At 73.9% G+C, this 14,425-nt stretch carries 14 protein-coding genes; 3 read left to right on the top strand and 11 right to left on the bottom strand.

The features are described from left to right. The first annotated feature begins 33 nt into the window (after window positions 1-33). Window positions 34-546: a GNAT family N-acetyltransferase gene (locus Sya03_RS14875; RefSeq protein ID WP_239107518.1), complete on the top strand. Its 513-nt coding sequence runs from the start codon at window positions 34-36 to the stop codon at window positions 544-546. A 102-nt stretch (window positions 547-648) separates the two neighbouring features. Here the strand turns inward: Sya03_RS14875 and Sya03_RS14870 are convergent, their stop codons facing one another. Next, entirely contained in the window at window positions 649-2,121 is a 1,473-nt protein-coding gene (locus tag Sya03_RS14870; RefSeq protein ID WP_203938879.1) for a beta-1,3-glucanase family protein, read from the bottom strand. A 278-nt stretch (window positions 2,122-2,399) separates the two neighbouring features. Here Sya03_RS14870 and Sya03_RS14865 point away from each other — a divergent pair, with 278 nt between their 5' ends. Then, on the top strand, window positions 2,400-3,359 hold the full coding sequence (locus Sya03_RS14865) for an aldo/keto reductase (RefSeq protein ID WP_203938955.1): 960 nt from the start codon (window positions 2,400-2,402) through the stop codon (window positions 3,357-3,359). A gap of 20 nt (window positions 3,360-3,379) precedes the next feature. Here Sya03_RS14865 and Sya03_RS14860 read toward each other — a convergent pair whose 3' ends face one another. The 9 genes from Sya03_RS14860 to Sya03_RS14820 all read right to left on the bottom strand — a co-directional run bounded on the left by Sya03_RS14860 (window position 3,380) and on the right by Sya03_RS14820 (window position 11,320). Further along, entirely contained in the window at window positions 3,380-4,969 is a 1,590-nt protein-coding gene (locus tag Sya03_RS14860) for a ricin-type beta-trefoil lectin domain protein (protein ID WP_203938878.1), read from the bottom strand. Between the two features lie 111 nt (window positions 4,970-5,080). Next, window positions 5,081-6,157 (bottom strand): 1,2-phenylacetyl-CoA epoxidase subunit PaaE, encoded by a 1,077-nt coding sequence (gene paaE, locus Sya03_RS14855; RefSeq protein WP_203938877.1) that lies wholly within the window; start codon window positions 6,155-6,157, stop codon window positions 5,081-5,083. Further along, window positions 6,158-6,622: a 1,2-phenylacetyl-CoA epoxidase subunit PaaD gene (gene paaD, locus Sya03_RS14850; protein WP_203938876.1), complete on the bottom strand. Its 465-nt coding sequence runs from the start codon at window positions 6,620-6,622 to the stop codon at window positions 6,158-6,160. It lies immediately after the preceding gene. Further along, the gene (gene paaC / locus Sya03_RS14845; protein ID WP_203938875.1) at window positions 6,619-7,293 is read right to left on the bottom strand and encodes a 1,2-phenylacetyl-CoA epoxidase subunit PaaC; all 675 of its coding nucleotides are present in this window, start codon (window positions 7,291-7,293) and stop codon (window positions 6,619-6,621) included. Before paaC ends, paaD begins: the two co-directional genes overlap by 4 nt. Then, entirely contained in the window at window positions 7,290-7,571 is a 282-nt protein-coding gene (paaB, locus tag Sya03_RS14840; protein ID WP_203938874.1) for a 1,2-phenylacetyl-CoA epoxidase subunit PaaB, read from the bottom strand. The genes paaC and paaB overlap by 4 nt, the downstream gene beginning before the upstream one ends. Then, window positions 7,568-8,596: a 1,2-phenylacetyl-CoA epoxidase subunit PaaA gene (gene paaA, locus Sya03_RS14835; protein ID WP_203938954.1), complete on the bottom strand. Its 1,029-nt coding sequence runs from the start codon at window positions 8,594-8,596 to the stop codon at window positions 7,568-7,570. The genes paaB and paaA overlap by 4 nt, the downstream gene beginning before the upstream one ends. Window positions 8,597-8,617: 21 nt before the next feature. Next, entirely contained in the window at window positions 8,618-9,463 is an 846-nt protein-coding gene (locus Sya03_RS14830) for a menaquinone biosynthetic enzyme MqnA/MqnD family protein (RefSeq protein ID WP_203938873.1), read from the bottom strand. Then, complete coding sequence (locus Sya03_RS14825; protein ID WP_203938872.1) at window positions 9,460-10,701, bottom strand: MFS transporter; 1,242 nt, start codon at window positions 10,699-10,701, stop codon at window positions 9,460-9,462. Before Sya03_RS14825 ends, Sya03_RS14830 begins: the two co-directional genes overlap by 4 nt. Before the next feature lie 40 nt (window positions 10,702-10,741). Then, entirely contained in the window at window positions 10,742-11,320 is a 579-nt protein-coding gene (locus tag Sya03_RS14820) for an ArsR/SmtB family transcription factor (protein ID WP_203938871.1), read from the bottom strand. Between the two features lie 164 nt (window positions 11,321-11,484). Between Sya03_RS14820 and Sya03_RS14815 the strand changes: the two genes are divergently transcribed. Continuing rightward, window positions 11,485-13,512: a HelD family protein gene (locus tag Sya03_RS14815; protein ID WP_203938870.1), complete on the top strand. Its 2,028-nt coding sequence runs from the start codon at window positions 11,485-11,487 to the stop codon at window positions 13,510-13,512. On the opposite strand, the gene Sya03_RS14810 is transcribed toward Sya03_RS14815, so the two are convergent. Then, window positions 13,509-14,354: an NAD-dependent epimerase/dehydratase family protein gene (locus Sya03_RS14810; protein WP_203938869.1), complete on the bottom strand. Its 846-nt coding sequence runs from the start codon at window positions 14,352-14,354 to the stop codon at window positions 13,509-13,511. The two genes, Sya03_RS14815 and Sya03_RS14810, sit on opposite strands and share 4 nt — an antisense overlap. Between the last annotated feature and the right edge of the window lie 71 nt (window positions 14,355-14,425).

The raw sequence follows: 14,425 nt of genomic DNA, 5'->3' as shown, positions 1-14,425 counted from the left end.
GCCGGGCCGGCGGCGATGCGGGAGGCTGGCCGGGTGACCGTGACGATCCGCGCGGCCACCGCCGCCGACCTGCCGGTGCTGCAGGAGATCGAGGTGGCGGCGGGCCGCTGCTTCGCCGACGTCGGCATGCCCGAGATCGCGGGCGACGAGCCGTTGCCGCTGGACGTCCTCGACCACCACCGCCGGCGGGGACTGTGCTGGGTGGCGGCCGGCGACGGGAACGTGCCGGTGGCGTACCTGATCGCGGAGCGCGTCGACGGCTGCCTGCACGTCGAGCAGGTGTCGGTGCACCCCGGGCACGCGCGCCGCGGCATCGGGCGGCGGCTCGTCGGGGTGGTCGCCGGCCTGGCGCGGACCGAGGGGGCGCCGGCGGTGACGCTGACGACGTTCACCGGCGTGCCGTGGAACGGGCCGTACTACGCGCGGCTGGGCTTCCGGGCCGTGCCGGACGCGGCGCTGCCGCCGGGCCTGCGGGCGATCCGGGCGGCGGAGGTGGCCCGTGGCCTGGACCGCTGGCCGCGCACGGCGATGCGCCTGGACCTGTGACGCTGCGTGGGCGTCAGGGTGCGTCCGGTGCACCGCCGCACATGGAACGGGGCCCGCACCGGATGGTTCGGTGCGGGCCCCGGTCACGGGTGGTTCAGTGCGTCACAGCGGCAGCCAGAGCGCCAGGACGTTCGACGGCTCCCAGCCCGGCAGGGACATGTGGCCCTGGCGGCACTGGTAGCGGCGGCCGTTGTAGGTCACGACCTGGCCGGTCGCGTAGTTCTGGTACGGCGCCCACGTGCCACCGGCGGGCGGCGCCGTGGTGGGCGGCGTCGTCGGCTGCGTGGTGGGCGGGGTGGTCGGCTGCGTCGTCGGCGGCCGGGTGGTGGGCTGCGTCGTCGGCGGGTTGGTGACCGGCGGGTTGCCGCCGGCGCCGAACGGGCTCAGGATCACGGCGGCACCGCGCGGGTCGCCGTCGTGGACCAGGCTCTCGAAGCCGCCGACGTCGTCGTACGCGAAGCCGTAGGCCTTACCGTCGGCCATGTTGTTGTGGATGATCCGCGAGTAGTGGTTCGGCGCGCTGTTCTTGTAGAACTGGTTCGCGTCGAGGACCGGCTCCTGCGTGGACGACCCCAGCGTGCCGCGGACCAGCGCGGTGCACAGCGTTCGCTTGATCTCCGGCTCGATGAACGGCGGGGTGTTGGGCGCGTTGAAGACGCCGTCGCAGCCCCACACGTTGCTGGTGGTGGGCTTGGCGACCGTGGCCACCTGGGCGCCGGAGGCGTCCGTGAAGACCATGTTGTTGCCGCTGGTGCGGCCGAAGAACTTGCGGTTCGGCTCGGCCACGCGCGGCACCACGGTGAGGGTGCGGCCCGTGTACGAGTTCCACGCGGTGTTGATGTACGAGGTGAGGTAGTTCGGGTCCATCAGGCCGGCGTCCATGGCCTTGCCCGGCGCGAGGACGCGCAGGACGGTGCCGTCGGGGCCGCGGACGATGGACCGGGCGAACGCCGGCTGCGCCGCGATCTCGTTGATGACCTTGTTGCGGCCGTCGTTGACCGGGTCGCCGGTGCGCTTGGTGACACCGTTGCTGCCGGTCACGCTCACGGCGTGCGGGACGGCGAAGTGGTCGACCTGCGAGCTGTTGATCCACAGACCGGAGTCGTTGTACGTGAACTCGGTCCAGTCGAACAGGATGTCGCGGTTCGGGTCGGCGCCGGCCCACGGGGCGGGCTGCACGAGGCCGTCCGGGGTGAGCCGGAAGTCGAGCTTGCGGCCGAACGAGAAGTACATGCGCGCCGAGATGTGGCGCGGGAAGCGCACCTGCACGCTGCCGCCGTTGCCCGGGCCGGCGATCGCCACGTCGGGGGCGGGGCTGGGCGGATTGGAACCGGCGGGCCAGTTGACGAAGGTGCCCGAAGCGTTGACGTAGCCGAGCTTGCCGCCGGGGCGGATGTCCTGGCCGAGGATGTACAGGAAGGTGGCCTCGCCACGACCGCTGTTGTTGGAGACCGTGACGGGCAGCAGGTCCGGGCCGATCGCGAGGGCGTTGCCCTGCGTCGCGGCGATCGCGCCCGGGATGGCGACCGCGAGAGCGGCGGCTATGCCGGCCAGTTTCAACTTTCTTTTCCGCACGGGCGAACTCCTCAGTTCTCTCCCGCCGGCGCACGCCGCCCAGGGGGCCGCCAGGAGGGCAGCGGCGTTGGGGGGCACACCGGAGCGAGGTGGGGGGACGGTGCACTCTCACGGGAGCGGATGTGAGAGCGCTCTCACAGCTTCATAGTCCGTTCAAGACATGTCAATACAGGGATTCATAAGTATTCCTAAAAATTAAGGCAGGCCCATACAGACGTGGTTCGGAATTGCTACTGCCCGTGACGACGGGGCGGAGCTAAGGTCGGATCATGGGTGAGATGAGCTACCGCCGCCTCGGCGCGTCCGGGCTGGTCGTGTCCGTCGTCGGCATCGGGTGCAACAACTTCGGGCGCAAACTCGACGCCGCCGGGACGAAGGCGGTTGTCGATGCGGCCATCGATGCCGGAATCACGCTGTTCGACACCGCCGACATCTACGGCACCCCGCACGGGGCGTCCGAGCAACTGCTCGGCGAGGCGCTCCAGGCGCACAAGCGCGACGACATCGTCATCGCCACCAAGTTCGGCATGGACATGGAGGGCGTCAACGGCGCCGACTTCTCCGCCCGCGGCGGGCGCCGCTACATCGCCCGCGCCGTCGAGGCGTCCCTGCGCCGGCTGCGCACCGACCACATCGACCTCTACCAGCTGCACACGCCCGACCCGGCCACCCCGATCGACGAGACCCTCGCCGCCCTCGACGACCTGGTCCGCGCCGGCAAGGTGCGCTACCTGGGCAACTCCAACTTCACCGGCTGGCAGATCGCCGACGCCGCCTGGACGGCCCGCACCCGCAACCTCACCCCGTTCGTCAGCGCCCAAAACCAGTACAGCCTGCTGCACCGCGACGTCGAGGCCGAGGTCATCCCCGCCTGCGAACGGTTCGGCCTCGGCTTCCTGCCGTTCTTCCCCCTCGACAGCGGCCTGCTCACCGGCAAGTACCGGCGCGGCCAGGCCGCCCCCGAGGGCACCCGCATGGCCCAGGACCGCTACGAGTCGTGGCTGGCGTCGGCGCCATGGGACACGATCGAGGCCATCGAGGCGTACGCGGCCAAGCGCGGCCGCACCATGCTCGACGTGGCGATCGGCGGCCTCGCCGCCCGCGTCGGCGTCACGAGCGTCATCGCCGGCGCGACCACCCCGGACCAGGTGCGGGCGAACGCGGCGGCCGGCTCCTGGAAGCCGACCGCCGACGATCGCACGGCCCTGGACGAGGTGCTGGCCCCGATCGGGCTGTGAGGGCGGGGCCTAGCGGCGCGTCACGGCACCCACTTGTGGTCGGCGTTGTTGAGGCACGGCCACTGGATGATCTTCGCCGACTTCTCCTTCGAGGCGCTGGGGACGGCGATGCACCGGTCACTGTGGACGTTGCGGTAGCGGACCAGCTTGACGCCGTTCGTGTCCTGGTTCTCGACCTTCCACTTCTGGTCGTTGCCGCCGTCGCAGGTGTACTGGGCGACGGCCGTGCCGTTCGTGGTGCTGTTGTTGACGCCCAGGCACTTCTTCGACTTCAGGTTGCGCAGCTCGATCGCCCCGCCGGTGGTGGGCGCGGACAGCCAGCGCTGGTCGTCGTTGTCGGAGCAGGTGTACTGGATGGCCTGGACGCCGTCGGCGGTGGCGCCGCTGCCGATGGCGAGGCACAGCAGCGAGTGGTTGTTCTTCAGGTGCGAGCCCAGGGCGTGGCTGCGGGCCTGGTAGAGCTGGTCGCCGCGCGGGCTGCCGTCGGCCTGGTCGCAGGCGTACTGGACGGCGGCCTTGCCGGGCTCGGTGGAGCTGGCGGGGATGGCGAGGCAGAGGCCGCTGTGCCGGTTCTTGTAGCGGACCGAGGCGCCGCGCACCTCCGCCGTCCACTGCTCGCCGGTGCCGCCGCAGGCGCGCTGCGTGATCGGGGTGGAGTTGGTGGTGGCGGTGCCGACGCTCGCGCACAGGCCGCTGTGGGTGTTGTACAGCTCCATGAAGCCGCCGGTGGTGGCGCGCTGGACCCAGCGGTGGTCGCCCTGGCCGTTGCAGTACCACTGGACGACGGCGGCGCCGACGGCCTTGGACGCGCCGTTGACGCCGAGGCAGTACTTGGTGACGTCGTTCTTCAGGTGCTCGATGGTGCCGCGGGGCGTGGTCTGGGCGTCCACCCAGGCCTGGAGGCCGTCGACGCGGGTCTCCTGGGCGCCCTCGCGGGTGGTCTCGGGCGCGCCGAGGCAGCCGTTCTGCCAGGAGGGGCCGTTGACGGCGGCGAGCCGGCCGCCGGCGAGCGCGGCGCCGCCGGCGTCGCCCTTGCAGGTGCTGGCGCCGTTGGCGGCGGTGACGTCGAGCGCGGTGGCGCCGACGGCGGTGACGGTGAAGGCGGCGGCGTGTAGCGCGTCGGGCACCCAGGTGTCGGCGGTGCGGCCGAAGCCGGTGACGGTGAGCTGGTCGCCGACGGCGGGCGCGGTGGCGGCGAGGGCGATCGGGCGCAGGGCGGCGGGCACCTCGGCGGCGAGCCGGACGAGCACGACGTCGCGGTCGGGGTGCGGCACCAGCTCGACGGCGTTGAGGGCGTGGCCGGTGGGCTGGGTCAGGTCGGGCCGGCCGACGGTGACGGTGGTGGCGCGGGCCGGGGCGCCGGCGGTGACGGCGGCGCCGAAGCACGACGCCGCGGTGAGCACCCAGCGGGCGTGCACCAGGCTGCCGGAGCAGGCGACGCCGCCGTCGGCGATGGCGCCGATCTGCAGCTTCGCGGCGAACGAGTAGGTGGAGCTGGTGGCGGGCTGGGCGCTCGTGACCGCGTGGGCCGGCGCGCCGCTCACCAGGCCCGCGGCGACGACGGCGGCCGTGAGGCCGATCGCGCGCAGGGTCGTGCGACGTGTGGTCATGGTGGTTCCCCCGTGTCCCAGGCGCGGTGTCCGCGCGCTGCTTCGACCCCAACCTAGGGAGTCGCGCGGAACCCCGTTGACCCGTGTGGTGTGACCCCCGTCACACGTCGGTCAGGCGTCGAAGTCGACGACGAGCCGGTCGGTGTCGGCAGTGGACTGGCACGTCAGGACGTATCCGGCGGCGACCTCGTCCGGCTCCAGCGCGTAGTTGCGAGCCATCGACACCGAGCCCTCGGTGACCTTCGCCCGGCACGTCGAGCACACCCCGCCCTTGCACGCGAACGGCAGCTCCGGGCGCACCCGCAGGGCCGCGTCGAGCACCCGCTCCCCCGGCGCCACCGTCACGGTGGTCGCCCGGCCGTCCAGCAGCACGGTCGCCTCCGCGCCGGCCTGCGCGGTGGTCGGCCGCGCCGGGGCGGGCGGCGGCGCGTCGTCGGCGAAGAACAGCTCCTGGTGGACGCGCTGCGCGCCGCGCTCGGCGAGCACCGCCCGCACGTCGGTGACCATCCCGTACGGCCCGCACAGGAACCACTCGTCGACCGGCGGCAGCAGGGTGTCGAGCAGCCGGCGCATCCGGTCGGCGTCGATCCGCCCCGACAGCAGGGGCGCCTCGCCGGGCTCGCGGGACAGGACGTGCACCACCTGCAGCCGGGCCGGGTAGCGGTCCTTCAGGTCGGCCAGCTCCTCGGCGAACATCACCGTGCGCGCGTGCCGGTTGCCGTACACGACGGTGAACGTGCTGGCCGGCTCGACGGCCAGGCCGTGCGCGACCAGCGACAGCACCGGGGTGATGCCGGAGCCGGCGACGACCGCGCCGTAGCTGCGGGCCCGGCCCGGGTCGAAGTCCGTGGTGAAGTTCCCCAGCGGCGGCAGCACGTCGATCGTGTCGCCGGCCTTCAGCGCCCGCACCGCGTGCCCGGAGAACGCGCCGCCGGGCACTTCCTTCACCCCGATCCGCAGCGTGCGGCCGTCGCCGGGCGGGCTGCAGATCGAGTACGACCGGCGCACGTCGTCGCCGAGCCTCACGGTGACGTGCTGCCCCGGCCGGAACGCGAACAGCTCCCGCAGCGGCGGCGGCACCGCGAACGTGATCGCCACCGCCTCCTCGGTGAGCCGGTCCAGCCCGGCCACGGTCAGGGGGTGGAACGTCGGCCGGCGCCTCACCGGCCGCTTGACGACGACGCTCATTCAGTACGCCTTCACCTGGTCGAACGGCTCGCCGCAGGAGCGGCACCGCCACAGCGCCTTGCACGCCGTCGACCCGAACCGGCTGAGCTGCGCGGTGTCGGGCGAGCCGCACAGCGGGCAGCGCGGGCTCAGCGCCAGCGTGACGGTGCCGGTGTGCTCGGGCGGGGCGATGCCGGTGGCGGCCAGCTTCGCGCGGCCCGCGTCCGTGATGTGGTCGGTGCTCCACGGCGGCGACAGGACGGTGACCACCTCGGCGTCGGCGTGCCCGGCGGCGGCCAGGGCGGCGCGGATGTCGGCGCGGATGACGTCCATCGCCGGGCAGCCCGCGTAGGTGGGCGTGATCGTGACCGTGACCCGCCCGTCGGCGCCGGCCCGCACGTCGCGCACGATCCCCAGGTCGCCGATCGTGACGACGCGCAGCTCGGGGTCCACGACGGACGCCGCCGCCGCGCGGGCGTCGCTCACCACCGCGCCCCGGGGTGCGCGCGGTGCACCACCTGCATCTCGGCGAGCAGGTACGACAGGTGCTCGGTGTGCACGCCGTCGCGGCCGCCGGCCGGGGCCCAGCCGTCGGCGGGCCGGTCGAGGGTCGCCTCGGCCAGCACCGGCTCGACCAGCGCCAGCCACGCCGCCCGCTCACCCAGCTCGTGGGTGTACGGCCACAGCGCGTCGACCGCGTCCTGCATGCGCCGGTGCGACTCGGCGGTGCCGTCGCCCAACCGCACCACCCAGCGCGCGGCGTGGTCGAGGTGGTACGCGGTCTCCTTGCGGGTCTTGGCGGCGATCGCGGCCAGCCGGGCGTCCGGGCCGGCCGCCAGCGCGTCGTAGCGCAGCTTCTGGGCGGCGGCCAGGAACAGCAGCTTCGCCATCGTCACCGCGAAGTCGCCGTTGGGCAGCTCGGCCAGCAGGCAGTTGCGGAACTCGCGGTCGTCGCGCAGGTACGCCAGGTCGTCCTCGGTGCGGCCGTCGGCCTCGCCGGCGTACGACAGGAACAGCCGGGCGGCGCCGAGCTGGTCGAGGGCGATGTTGGCCAGCGCCAGGTCCTCCTCCAGCTCGGGCGCGGACGCGCACCACTCGGCGAGCCGCTGCGCGGCGATCAGGGCGTCGTCCCCCAGCTCCAGCGCCTCGCTGCTCACAGGTGCTTCGCCCCCTCCGGGACGTCGTAGAACGTGGGGTGGCGGTAGACCTTGTCGGCGGCCGGGTCGAAGAAGGCGTCCTTCTCGTCGGGGCTGGACGCGGTGATCGCCGCCGCCGACACCACCCAGATCGACACGCCCTCCTGGCGTCGGGTGTAGACGTCGCGGGCGTTGCGCAGCGCCATCTCGGCGTCGGGCGCGTGCAGGCTGCCGACGTGGCCGTGCGCGAGCCCGCGGCGCGGCCGCACGAACACCTCCCAGAGGGGCCAGCCACTCATGCCGCCACCGTCGCCGTCGCGTGCTTCCGCGCGTACGCCTCCGCGGCCTCGCGGACCCACGCGCCCTCGGCGTGGGCGCGGCGCCGGTGCTCGATGCGCTGCCGGTTGCACGGGCCGTCGCCCTTGATGACGCGCATCAGCTCGGCGTAGTCGGGCGCGGTGAAGTCGTACGCGCCGCGCTGCTCGTTCCACCGCAGGCCGTCGTCGGGGATGCGCAGGCCGAGGATCTCCGCCTGGCCGACGCACATGTCGACGAAGCGCTGGCGCAGCTCGTCGTTCGAGAAGCGCTTGATCTTCCAGGCCATGGACCGCTCGGAGTGCGTCGAGTCGGCGTCCGGCGGCCCGAACATGGCCAGCGACGGGTACCACCAGCGGTCGAGCGCGTCCTGCGCCATGGCGTGCTGGGCCTCGGTGCCGTGCGCGAGGGTGTGCAGGATCTCGTAGCCCTGCCGCTGGTGGAACGACTCCTCCTTGCAGACCCGGATCATCGCCCGCGCGTACGGGCCGTAGGAGCAGCGGCACAGCGGCACCTGGTTGACGATCGCGGCGCCGTCGACGAGCCAGCCGATGGCGCCCACGTCCGCCCAGGTCAGCGTGGGGTAGTTGAAGATCGAGCTGTACTTCTGCCGGCCGTCGAGCAGGGCGTCGACGAGGTCGGCGCGGCTGACCCCGAGGGTCTCCGCGGCGGCGTACAGGTAGAGGCCGTGGCCGGCCTCGTCCTGGACCTTCGCCAGCAGGATCGCCTTGCGCTTGAGGCTGGGCGCCCGCGAGATCCAGTTGCCCTCGGGCTGCATGCCGATGATCTCGGAGTGCGCGTGCTGCGCGATCTGCCGGATCAGGGTCTTCCGGTACGCCTCCGGCATCGCGTCCCGGGGCTCGATCTTCTGGTCGGCGGCGATGACCTCGTCGAACGTCGATGCGGCGAGGCGGGCGGCCGCGGCGGTGCGCAGGTCGGACTCGGCGGCCTCGACCTGGGTGAGCAGCGCGTCATCCACCCTTCGAGTGTTACAGCCGGGCGAGCTGATCGCAATGGGGTGTAACAGCCGTCAGGCGCTCACGAAGGCGGGCCCGTCGGGGCCCAGGGCCGGCGTCTCGCCGCGCGCCGCGGCCCGGCGGGCGAACTCGCGCAGGCCGGCCACCTGGCGCTCGCCGAGCGAGAAGTCGAGCGTCCGGAAGTACGTGGCCAGCGTGGCGGCGTCGAACGGCTCCCAGCGCGCCGCCGACGCCGCGACCTCGTCCAGCTCGCTCAGGCACAGGTCGCGCGAGCGCAGGAACGCCTCGTGCACGTCCTTGACGGCGCCGGGCCGGTCGGCGGCGAAGTCGCGGCGGGCCGCCCAGACGGCGAAGACCATCGGCAGGCCGGTCCACTCCCGCCACTCCTGGCCCAGGTCGGTGACCGTGAGGCCGCGGGCGGGCGCCTCGTACATGGCGCGCAGCGCGACGTCGCCGATGAGCACGGCGGCGTCGGCCTCCAGCAGCATCGCGCCCAGGTCGGGCGGGCAGCGGAAGAACTCGGGCGTGACGCCGTACCGCTCGGCGAGCAGCAGCTGGGCGAGCAGCACGCCGGTGCGCGAGGTGGAGCCGAGCGCGACCCGGCGCAGCTCGGCCAGCGGCTTGGTGGAGACCAGGTTGACCGACAGCACCGGCCCGTCGGAGCCGACCGCCAGGTCGGGTAGCAGCAGCAGCTCGTCGGCGTGCCGCAGGTACTCGACCAGCGTGATCGGGCCGATGTCGAGGTCGCCGTCGACGAGGGCGGCGCTGAGCCGGTCGGGGGTGTCCTTGTGCAGGTCGACGTCGAGCAGCGCGCCGGAGCGCATCAGGCCCCAGTAGATGGGCAGGCAGTTCAGGAACTGGATGTGCCCGACCCGGGGCCGGCGCAGTGCGCTGCTCATGCTGCGACGCTAGCTCCATCGGACGACTCGCCGGCGGGCAGCGGGACAGGACGTTGCTCACGCCGCACCGCCCGCAGTACCGGCGGCACGCACAGGGCGACGGCGAGCAGGCCCGCGCCGCCGGCCGCGGCGACGAGCAGCCGGGGCTCGAACGCGTCGACGAGCGGCCCGCCCAGCACCAGCCCGGCCATGCCGGCGCCCTGCACGGCGGAGCTGAGCGCGGCGAACGCCCGCCCACGGGCGGCGGCGGGCACCCGCTCGGCGATCACGACGGCGGTGAAGACGTTGAGCCCGCCGTTGCAGGCGCCGCCGATCAGCCAGAGGGGCACGAGCAGCAGCGCGTCGGAGGCGGCGGCGCCGAGGGTGATCGGCGCGCAGGCCCCGGCGAGCAGCAGCAGGATGGCCCGCACCAGCCGGGCGGCCCCGGCGATCCGGTGCCCGAGCCGGCCGAAGACCACCGCGCCGATCAGCATGCCGCCCGCCCACGAGGCGCTGACCAGGCCGAACATCGTGGTGGACGCCCCGAGGGTCTCGCGGATGAAGAACACCTCGATGACGTTGATCGCGCTGACCCCGGCGACGACCGCCGCCACGGCGGCGACCATCGTCAGGACCAGCCGGTCGCCGCGCAGCCGCCAGCCGCGCGCCGCCGCCCGCACCGCGGGGGTGCCGCCGCCCGCGCGCCGGGTGCGGATGAGCAGCCCGGCCGCGACGAGCGTCAGGTAGCTGGCGGCGTCGAGCAGCAGCGGGACCCGTACCCCGAACTGGCCGACCAGGACGCCGGCGAGCGCGGGCGCGGCCAGCATGCCGATCAGGCCGGCGGTCTGGTTGATGCCGCTGGCCCGCGCCATGTCCTGCGGGCGCACCATCTCGGGCAGCAGCGCGAGCAGCGTGGGCTGGGTGACGGCGAGGCCGCTCGCGAGCACCGCGACCAGGGCGACGATCGCGGCGGGGTGGGTGGCGAAGGCCAGCCCGAGGCACACCGCGGCCTGCGCGACGCCCGCGACGACGAGCACGGTGCGGCTGTCCACCCGGTCGGCGATGCGCCCGGCCACCGGCGCGAGCACGACCAGCGGCACGCTCGCCGCCAGCAACAGCGCGGAGACGGCGGTGCCGCCCGCCCCGGACTGCTGGAACGCCAGCGCGAGCGACGTGGCGGCGAGGAAGTCGCCGCACGCCGAGACGGCCCGCGCGCCGGCGGCGACGTACACGTCGCCCCAGCGAGATGTGAAGGACATACTTCGAAAGTAATCCTTCACATCTCGTGATCGCAACCCCTCAGTCGACGGGGAACGTGGCGTAGTGCACCGCCACCTGCCGGGCGCCCGCCGGGATCTCCCCCTCGCGGTCGCGCACCCGGTACGGCGCCAGCACCTCCCGCACCTTCTCGTTCACCTCGCGCAGCTCGTCGGCCGACAGGATCAGCCGCTGCCCCATCAGCGCGCTCGCCTCCCGCCAGTCCTTCGACGCGTCGTGCTGGCGGGCGAACCAGTCCCGCAGCTTCGCGAAGTCCCGGCTCAGGTACGCGTCGATCAGCGCCTGCTCCGCCGCCTGCGCCTCCGGCTCCTCCGACCCGCCCACGCTGAAGCCCGCCGTGGTGCTGCGCCACACCCGCTCCCGCCCGTCGCCCCGGCTCGGCGCCTGCTCGACGAGGCCGAACTTCGCCAGCTCGCGCAGGTGGTAGCTCGTGGCGCTCGGCGACAGCCCGACCAGCCCCGCGCACTGGGTGGCCGTCACGACCGCTCCCGTGCTGCTGAGGTGGTCCATGATCTCCAGCCGCGCCGGATGGGCCAGCGCCCGCATGACCTGCGGGTCGCTGATCGTCATGCCGCGCTGGACGGGCCGCTCCTCGCTCATGCGGCCAATGATCCTGCGCCGGCCGGGCGCGCGGAAACCGGGTGAGCGGACGCGCCGCACCGCGTATCGTGGTCAGCCGCTTGACGGCCGCGGTGAGCACGCACCGCAGCGGACGTCCCCGCGCCGGAGGCGGCCCATCCGCCCCCGGACACGCGAGCGAGCAGATGACCCGCACCCAGGGAGTCAGCGTGCCCGCATCCGACCTCGACACCGACCTCGCCGGCGAGCGCGAGCACCTCGCCGCGTCCCGGGCCGCCCTGGCCCGGATGCGGCAGCGCGCCGAGGCCCTGTTCGCCACCGGCCACGACGTGGCCGGCGACTCCTACACCGCCGAACAGCTCGGCCGGACCCTGTCCCTGCGGGTGAAGGAGCTGGCCGACGACCCGTCGACGGCGCTGTTCTTCGGCCGGCTCGACCTGGCCGACGGCGACTTCCACATCGGCCGGCGGCACGTCACCGACGACGCCGGCGAGCCGATGGTCCTGGACTGGCGGGCGCCGCTGTCGCGCAGCTTCTACCGGGCCAGCGTGCGCGAGCCGCAGGGCGTGCTGGTGCGGCGGCGGTTCGGGTTCGTGCGCGGCGAGCTGACCAGCTTCGAGGACGAGCACCTCGACCGCGGCGAGGAGCTGGGCACCGCCAGCCGCATCCTGACCGAGGAGATCGAGCGGCCGCGCGTGGGGCCGATGCGCGACATCGTCGCCACGATCCAGCCCGAGCAGGACGAGCTGGTGCGCGCCGACCTGGAGACGTCCGTCGCCGTGCAGGGGGCGCCGGGCACCGGCAAGACCGCGGTCGGGCTGCACCGGGCGGCGTACCTGCTGTACCTGCACCGCGAGCGGCTGAAGCGCTCCGGCGTGCTGGTGGTCGGGCCCAACACGGCGTTCCTCGGCTACATCTCGGCGGTGCTGCCCGCGCTCGGCGAGGTCGAGGTGCAGCAGGCCACCGTGGACGACCTGGTCGCCCGGGGGCCGGTGCGCGGCGCGGACCCCGTCGAGGCGGCGGTCGTGAAGCACGACGCCCGGATGGCCGAGGTGCTGCGCCGGGCGGTGTGGGGGCGGGTCCGCAAGCCGGAGTCCTCGATGCAGGTCAGCGACGGGTCGTACCGGTGGCGCATCGACACCGAGCCGCTGCGCCGCATCGTCGACGAGGCCCGCCGCGAGGGCCTGCCGTACGCGGTGGGCCGCGAGCGGGTGCGCGCCCGGGTGGTCGCGCTGCTGCAGCGGCAGTCGGAGTACAAGCGCGGCGACTCCCCGTCCGACGCCTGGCTGCGCCGGATGGCGAAGGCGGCCCCGGTGACGGAGTTCCTGGACGCGGCCTGGCCCGCGCTGACGCCGGAGGCGGTGGTCGCCGAGCTGCTGACCGACCCGGCGCCCGCCGCCGACGGCGTGCTCACCGACGGGGAGCAGGACCTGATCCGCTGGGTGAAGCCGCCGAAGACCGTCAAGAGCGCCCGGTTCAGCGCCGCCGACGCCGTGCTGCTCGACGAGGTCGCCGGCCTGCTCGAACGCCCCGCGGGCTTCGGCCACGTCGTCGTCGACGAGGCGCAGGACCTGTCCCCCATGCAGTGCCGGGCCATCGCCCGGCGGGTCGAGCACGGCTCGATCACCCTGCTCGGCGACCTGGCGCAGGGCACCGCCCCGTGGGCCGCCACCGACTGGCGGACCACCCTGGCCCACCTCGGCAAGCCGGACGCCGCCGTGGTGCCGCTGACCGTCGGGTTCCGCGTACCCGCGGCGGTGCTGGCCCTGGCGAACCGGCTGCTGCCCGCGCTGGGCGTCGACGTGCCCGAGGCGGTGTCGCTGCGGCGCGACGGCGACCTGCGCGTGCGCCCCGACGCCGACGTGGCGGCGGGCACGGTGGCCGAGGTGCGGGCGGCGCTCGGCCACGAGGGCTCGGTCGGCGTCATCGCCGCCGACGCGGACGTCGCCGCGGTCCGCGCCGCCCTGACCGCCGCCGGCGTGGACCTCGCGGACCCGGCGGACCTGGAGCCCGCGGCGCGCGTCACGGTGATCCCGGCGAGCCTGGTCAAGGGCCTGGAGTACGACCACGTGGTGGTCGTCGAGCCGGCCGCGATCGTGGCGGCGGAACCGCGCGGGCTGCACCGGCTGTACGTGGCGCTGACCCGCGCGGTGTCCCGGCTGGCCGTGGTGCACGCCCGCCCGCTGCCGGACCCGCTCGGCGCGGCGGCCTAGCGCCAGGAGTGCCGCGGCTCGTAGCCCAGCAGGCGCCGCGCCTTGTCGATGCCGAGCAGCGTCTCGTGCTCGCCCAGCTCGCGGGTGACCGGCACGTCGGGGAAGAACTCGGCGGCCAGGCTCGCGCTGGACCGGCTCATCACGGTGTCGGCGTTGGCGATGACGAAGACCTCCATGCCGGGCCGGCCGTACTCCAGGGCCCGGCGCACGGCCTGGGCGCCGTCGCGCGCGTCGATGTAGCCCCACAGGTTCCAGATCCGGCTGCGCGGGTCGTCGGAGAACGACGGGAAGGCCGCGTAGTCCTCGGGGTCCATCACGTTGGAGAAGCGCAGGCCGATCATCGTCAGGGCGGGGTCCCACCGGCAGAACTGCGCGGCCATCTGCTCCTCGAGGTGCTTGACCAGCGAGTACGTCGACTCGGGCCGGGCCGGGTACTCCTCGTCCACCGGCAGGTACGGCGGCGGGGTGTCGAACGGCAGGCCCAGCACGGTCTCGCTGGACGCCCAGACCACCCTCGTGATGCCGGCCGCCCGGGCCGCGGCGAAGACGTTGTACGTCGCCGAAGCGTTGTTGGCGAACGTGGCGGCGTTGGAGGTGAGCCCGGGCGCGGGGATGGCGCCCAGGTGCACGACGGCGTCGACCGGGCCGGCCAGCCCGTCGTTCGTGGTGAGGGCGTCGACGACCTGCCCGTAGTCGGTGAGGTCGACCCGGATGAACGCCGACGGCTGGTCGCGCGGCCCGGCGAGGTCGAGGTTGACGACGTCGTAGGAGTGTTCGAGCAGGTCCAGGACGACGGCGCGGCCGAGCTTGCCGCTGCCGCCGGTCACCGCGATGCGAGTCATACCCACCCTCTACCCGGATCGGCGAACTTTATGGCACAAAGCTCTTTGACTTTGTGCTGTAAAGTGCTTTG

It is taken from the genome of Spirilliplanes yamanashiensis (assembly GCF_016863475.1).
Lineage (GTDB): Bacteria > Actinomycetota > Actinomycetes > Mycobacteriales > Micromonosporaceae > Spirilliplanes > Spirilliplanes yamanashiensis.
Note: the sequence above shows the minus strand (reverse complement) of the source record. Positions and strands in the feature narration are given on the sequence as shown.

Coding starts and splice junctions, on each gene's coding strand:
- paaE (WP_203938877.1), bottom strand. CDS start 6,157: ATGAGCGTCGTCGTCAAGCGGCCGGTGAGGCGCCGGCCGACGTTCCAC.
- Sya03_RS14860 (WP_203938878.1), bottom strand. CDS start 4,969: ATGACCACACGTCGCACGACCCTGCGCGCGATCGGCCTCACGGCCGCC.
- Sya03_RS14815 (WP_203938870.1), top strand. CDS start 11,485: ATGACCCGCACCCAGGGAGTCAGCGTGCCCGCATCCGACCTCGACACC.
- paaB (WP_203938874.1), bottom strand. CDS start 7,571: ATGAGTGGCTGGCCCCTCTGGGAGGTGTTCGTGCGGCCGCGCCGCGGG.
- Sya03_RS14825 (WP_203938872.1), bottom strand. CDS start 10,701: ATGTCCTTCACATCTCGCTGGGGCGACGTGTACGTCGCCGCCGGCGCG.
- Sya03_RS14830 (WP_203938873.1), bottom strand. CDS start 9,463: ATGAGCAGCGCACTGCGCCGGCCCCGGGTCGGGCACATCCAGTTCCTG.
- Sya03_RS14820 (WP_203938871.1), bottom strand. CDS start 11,320: ATGAGCGAGGAGCGGCCCGTCCAGCGCGGCATGACGATCAGCGACCCG.
- Sya03_RS14865 (WP_203938955.1), top strand. CDS start 2,400: ATGAGCTACCGCCGCCTCGGCGCGTCCGGGCTGGTCGTGTCCGTCGTC.
- Sya03_RS14810 (WP_203938869.1), bottom strand. CDS start 14,354: ATGACTCGCATCGCGGTGACCGGCGGCAGCGGCAAGCTCGGCCGCGCC.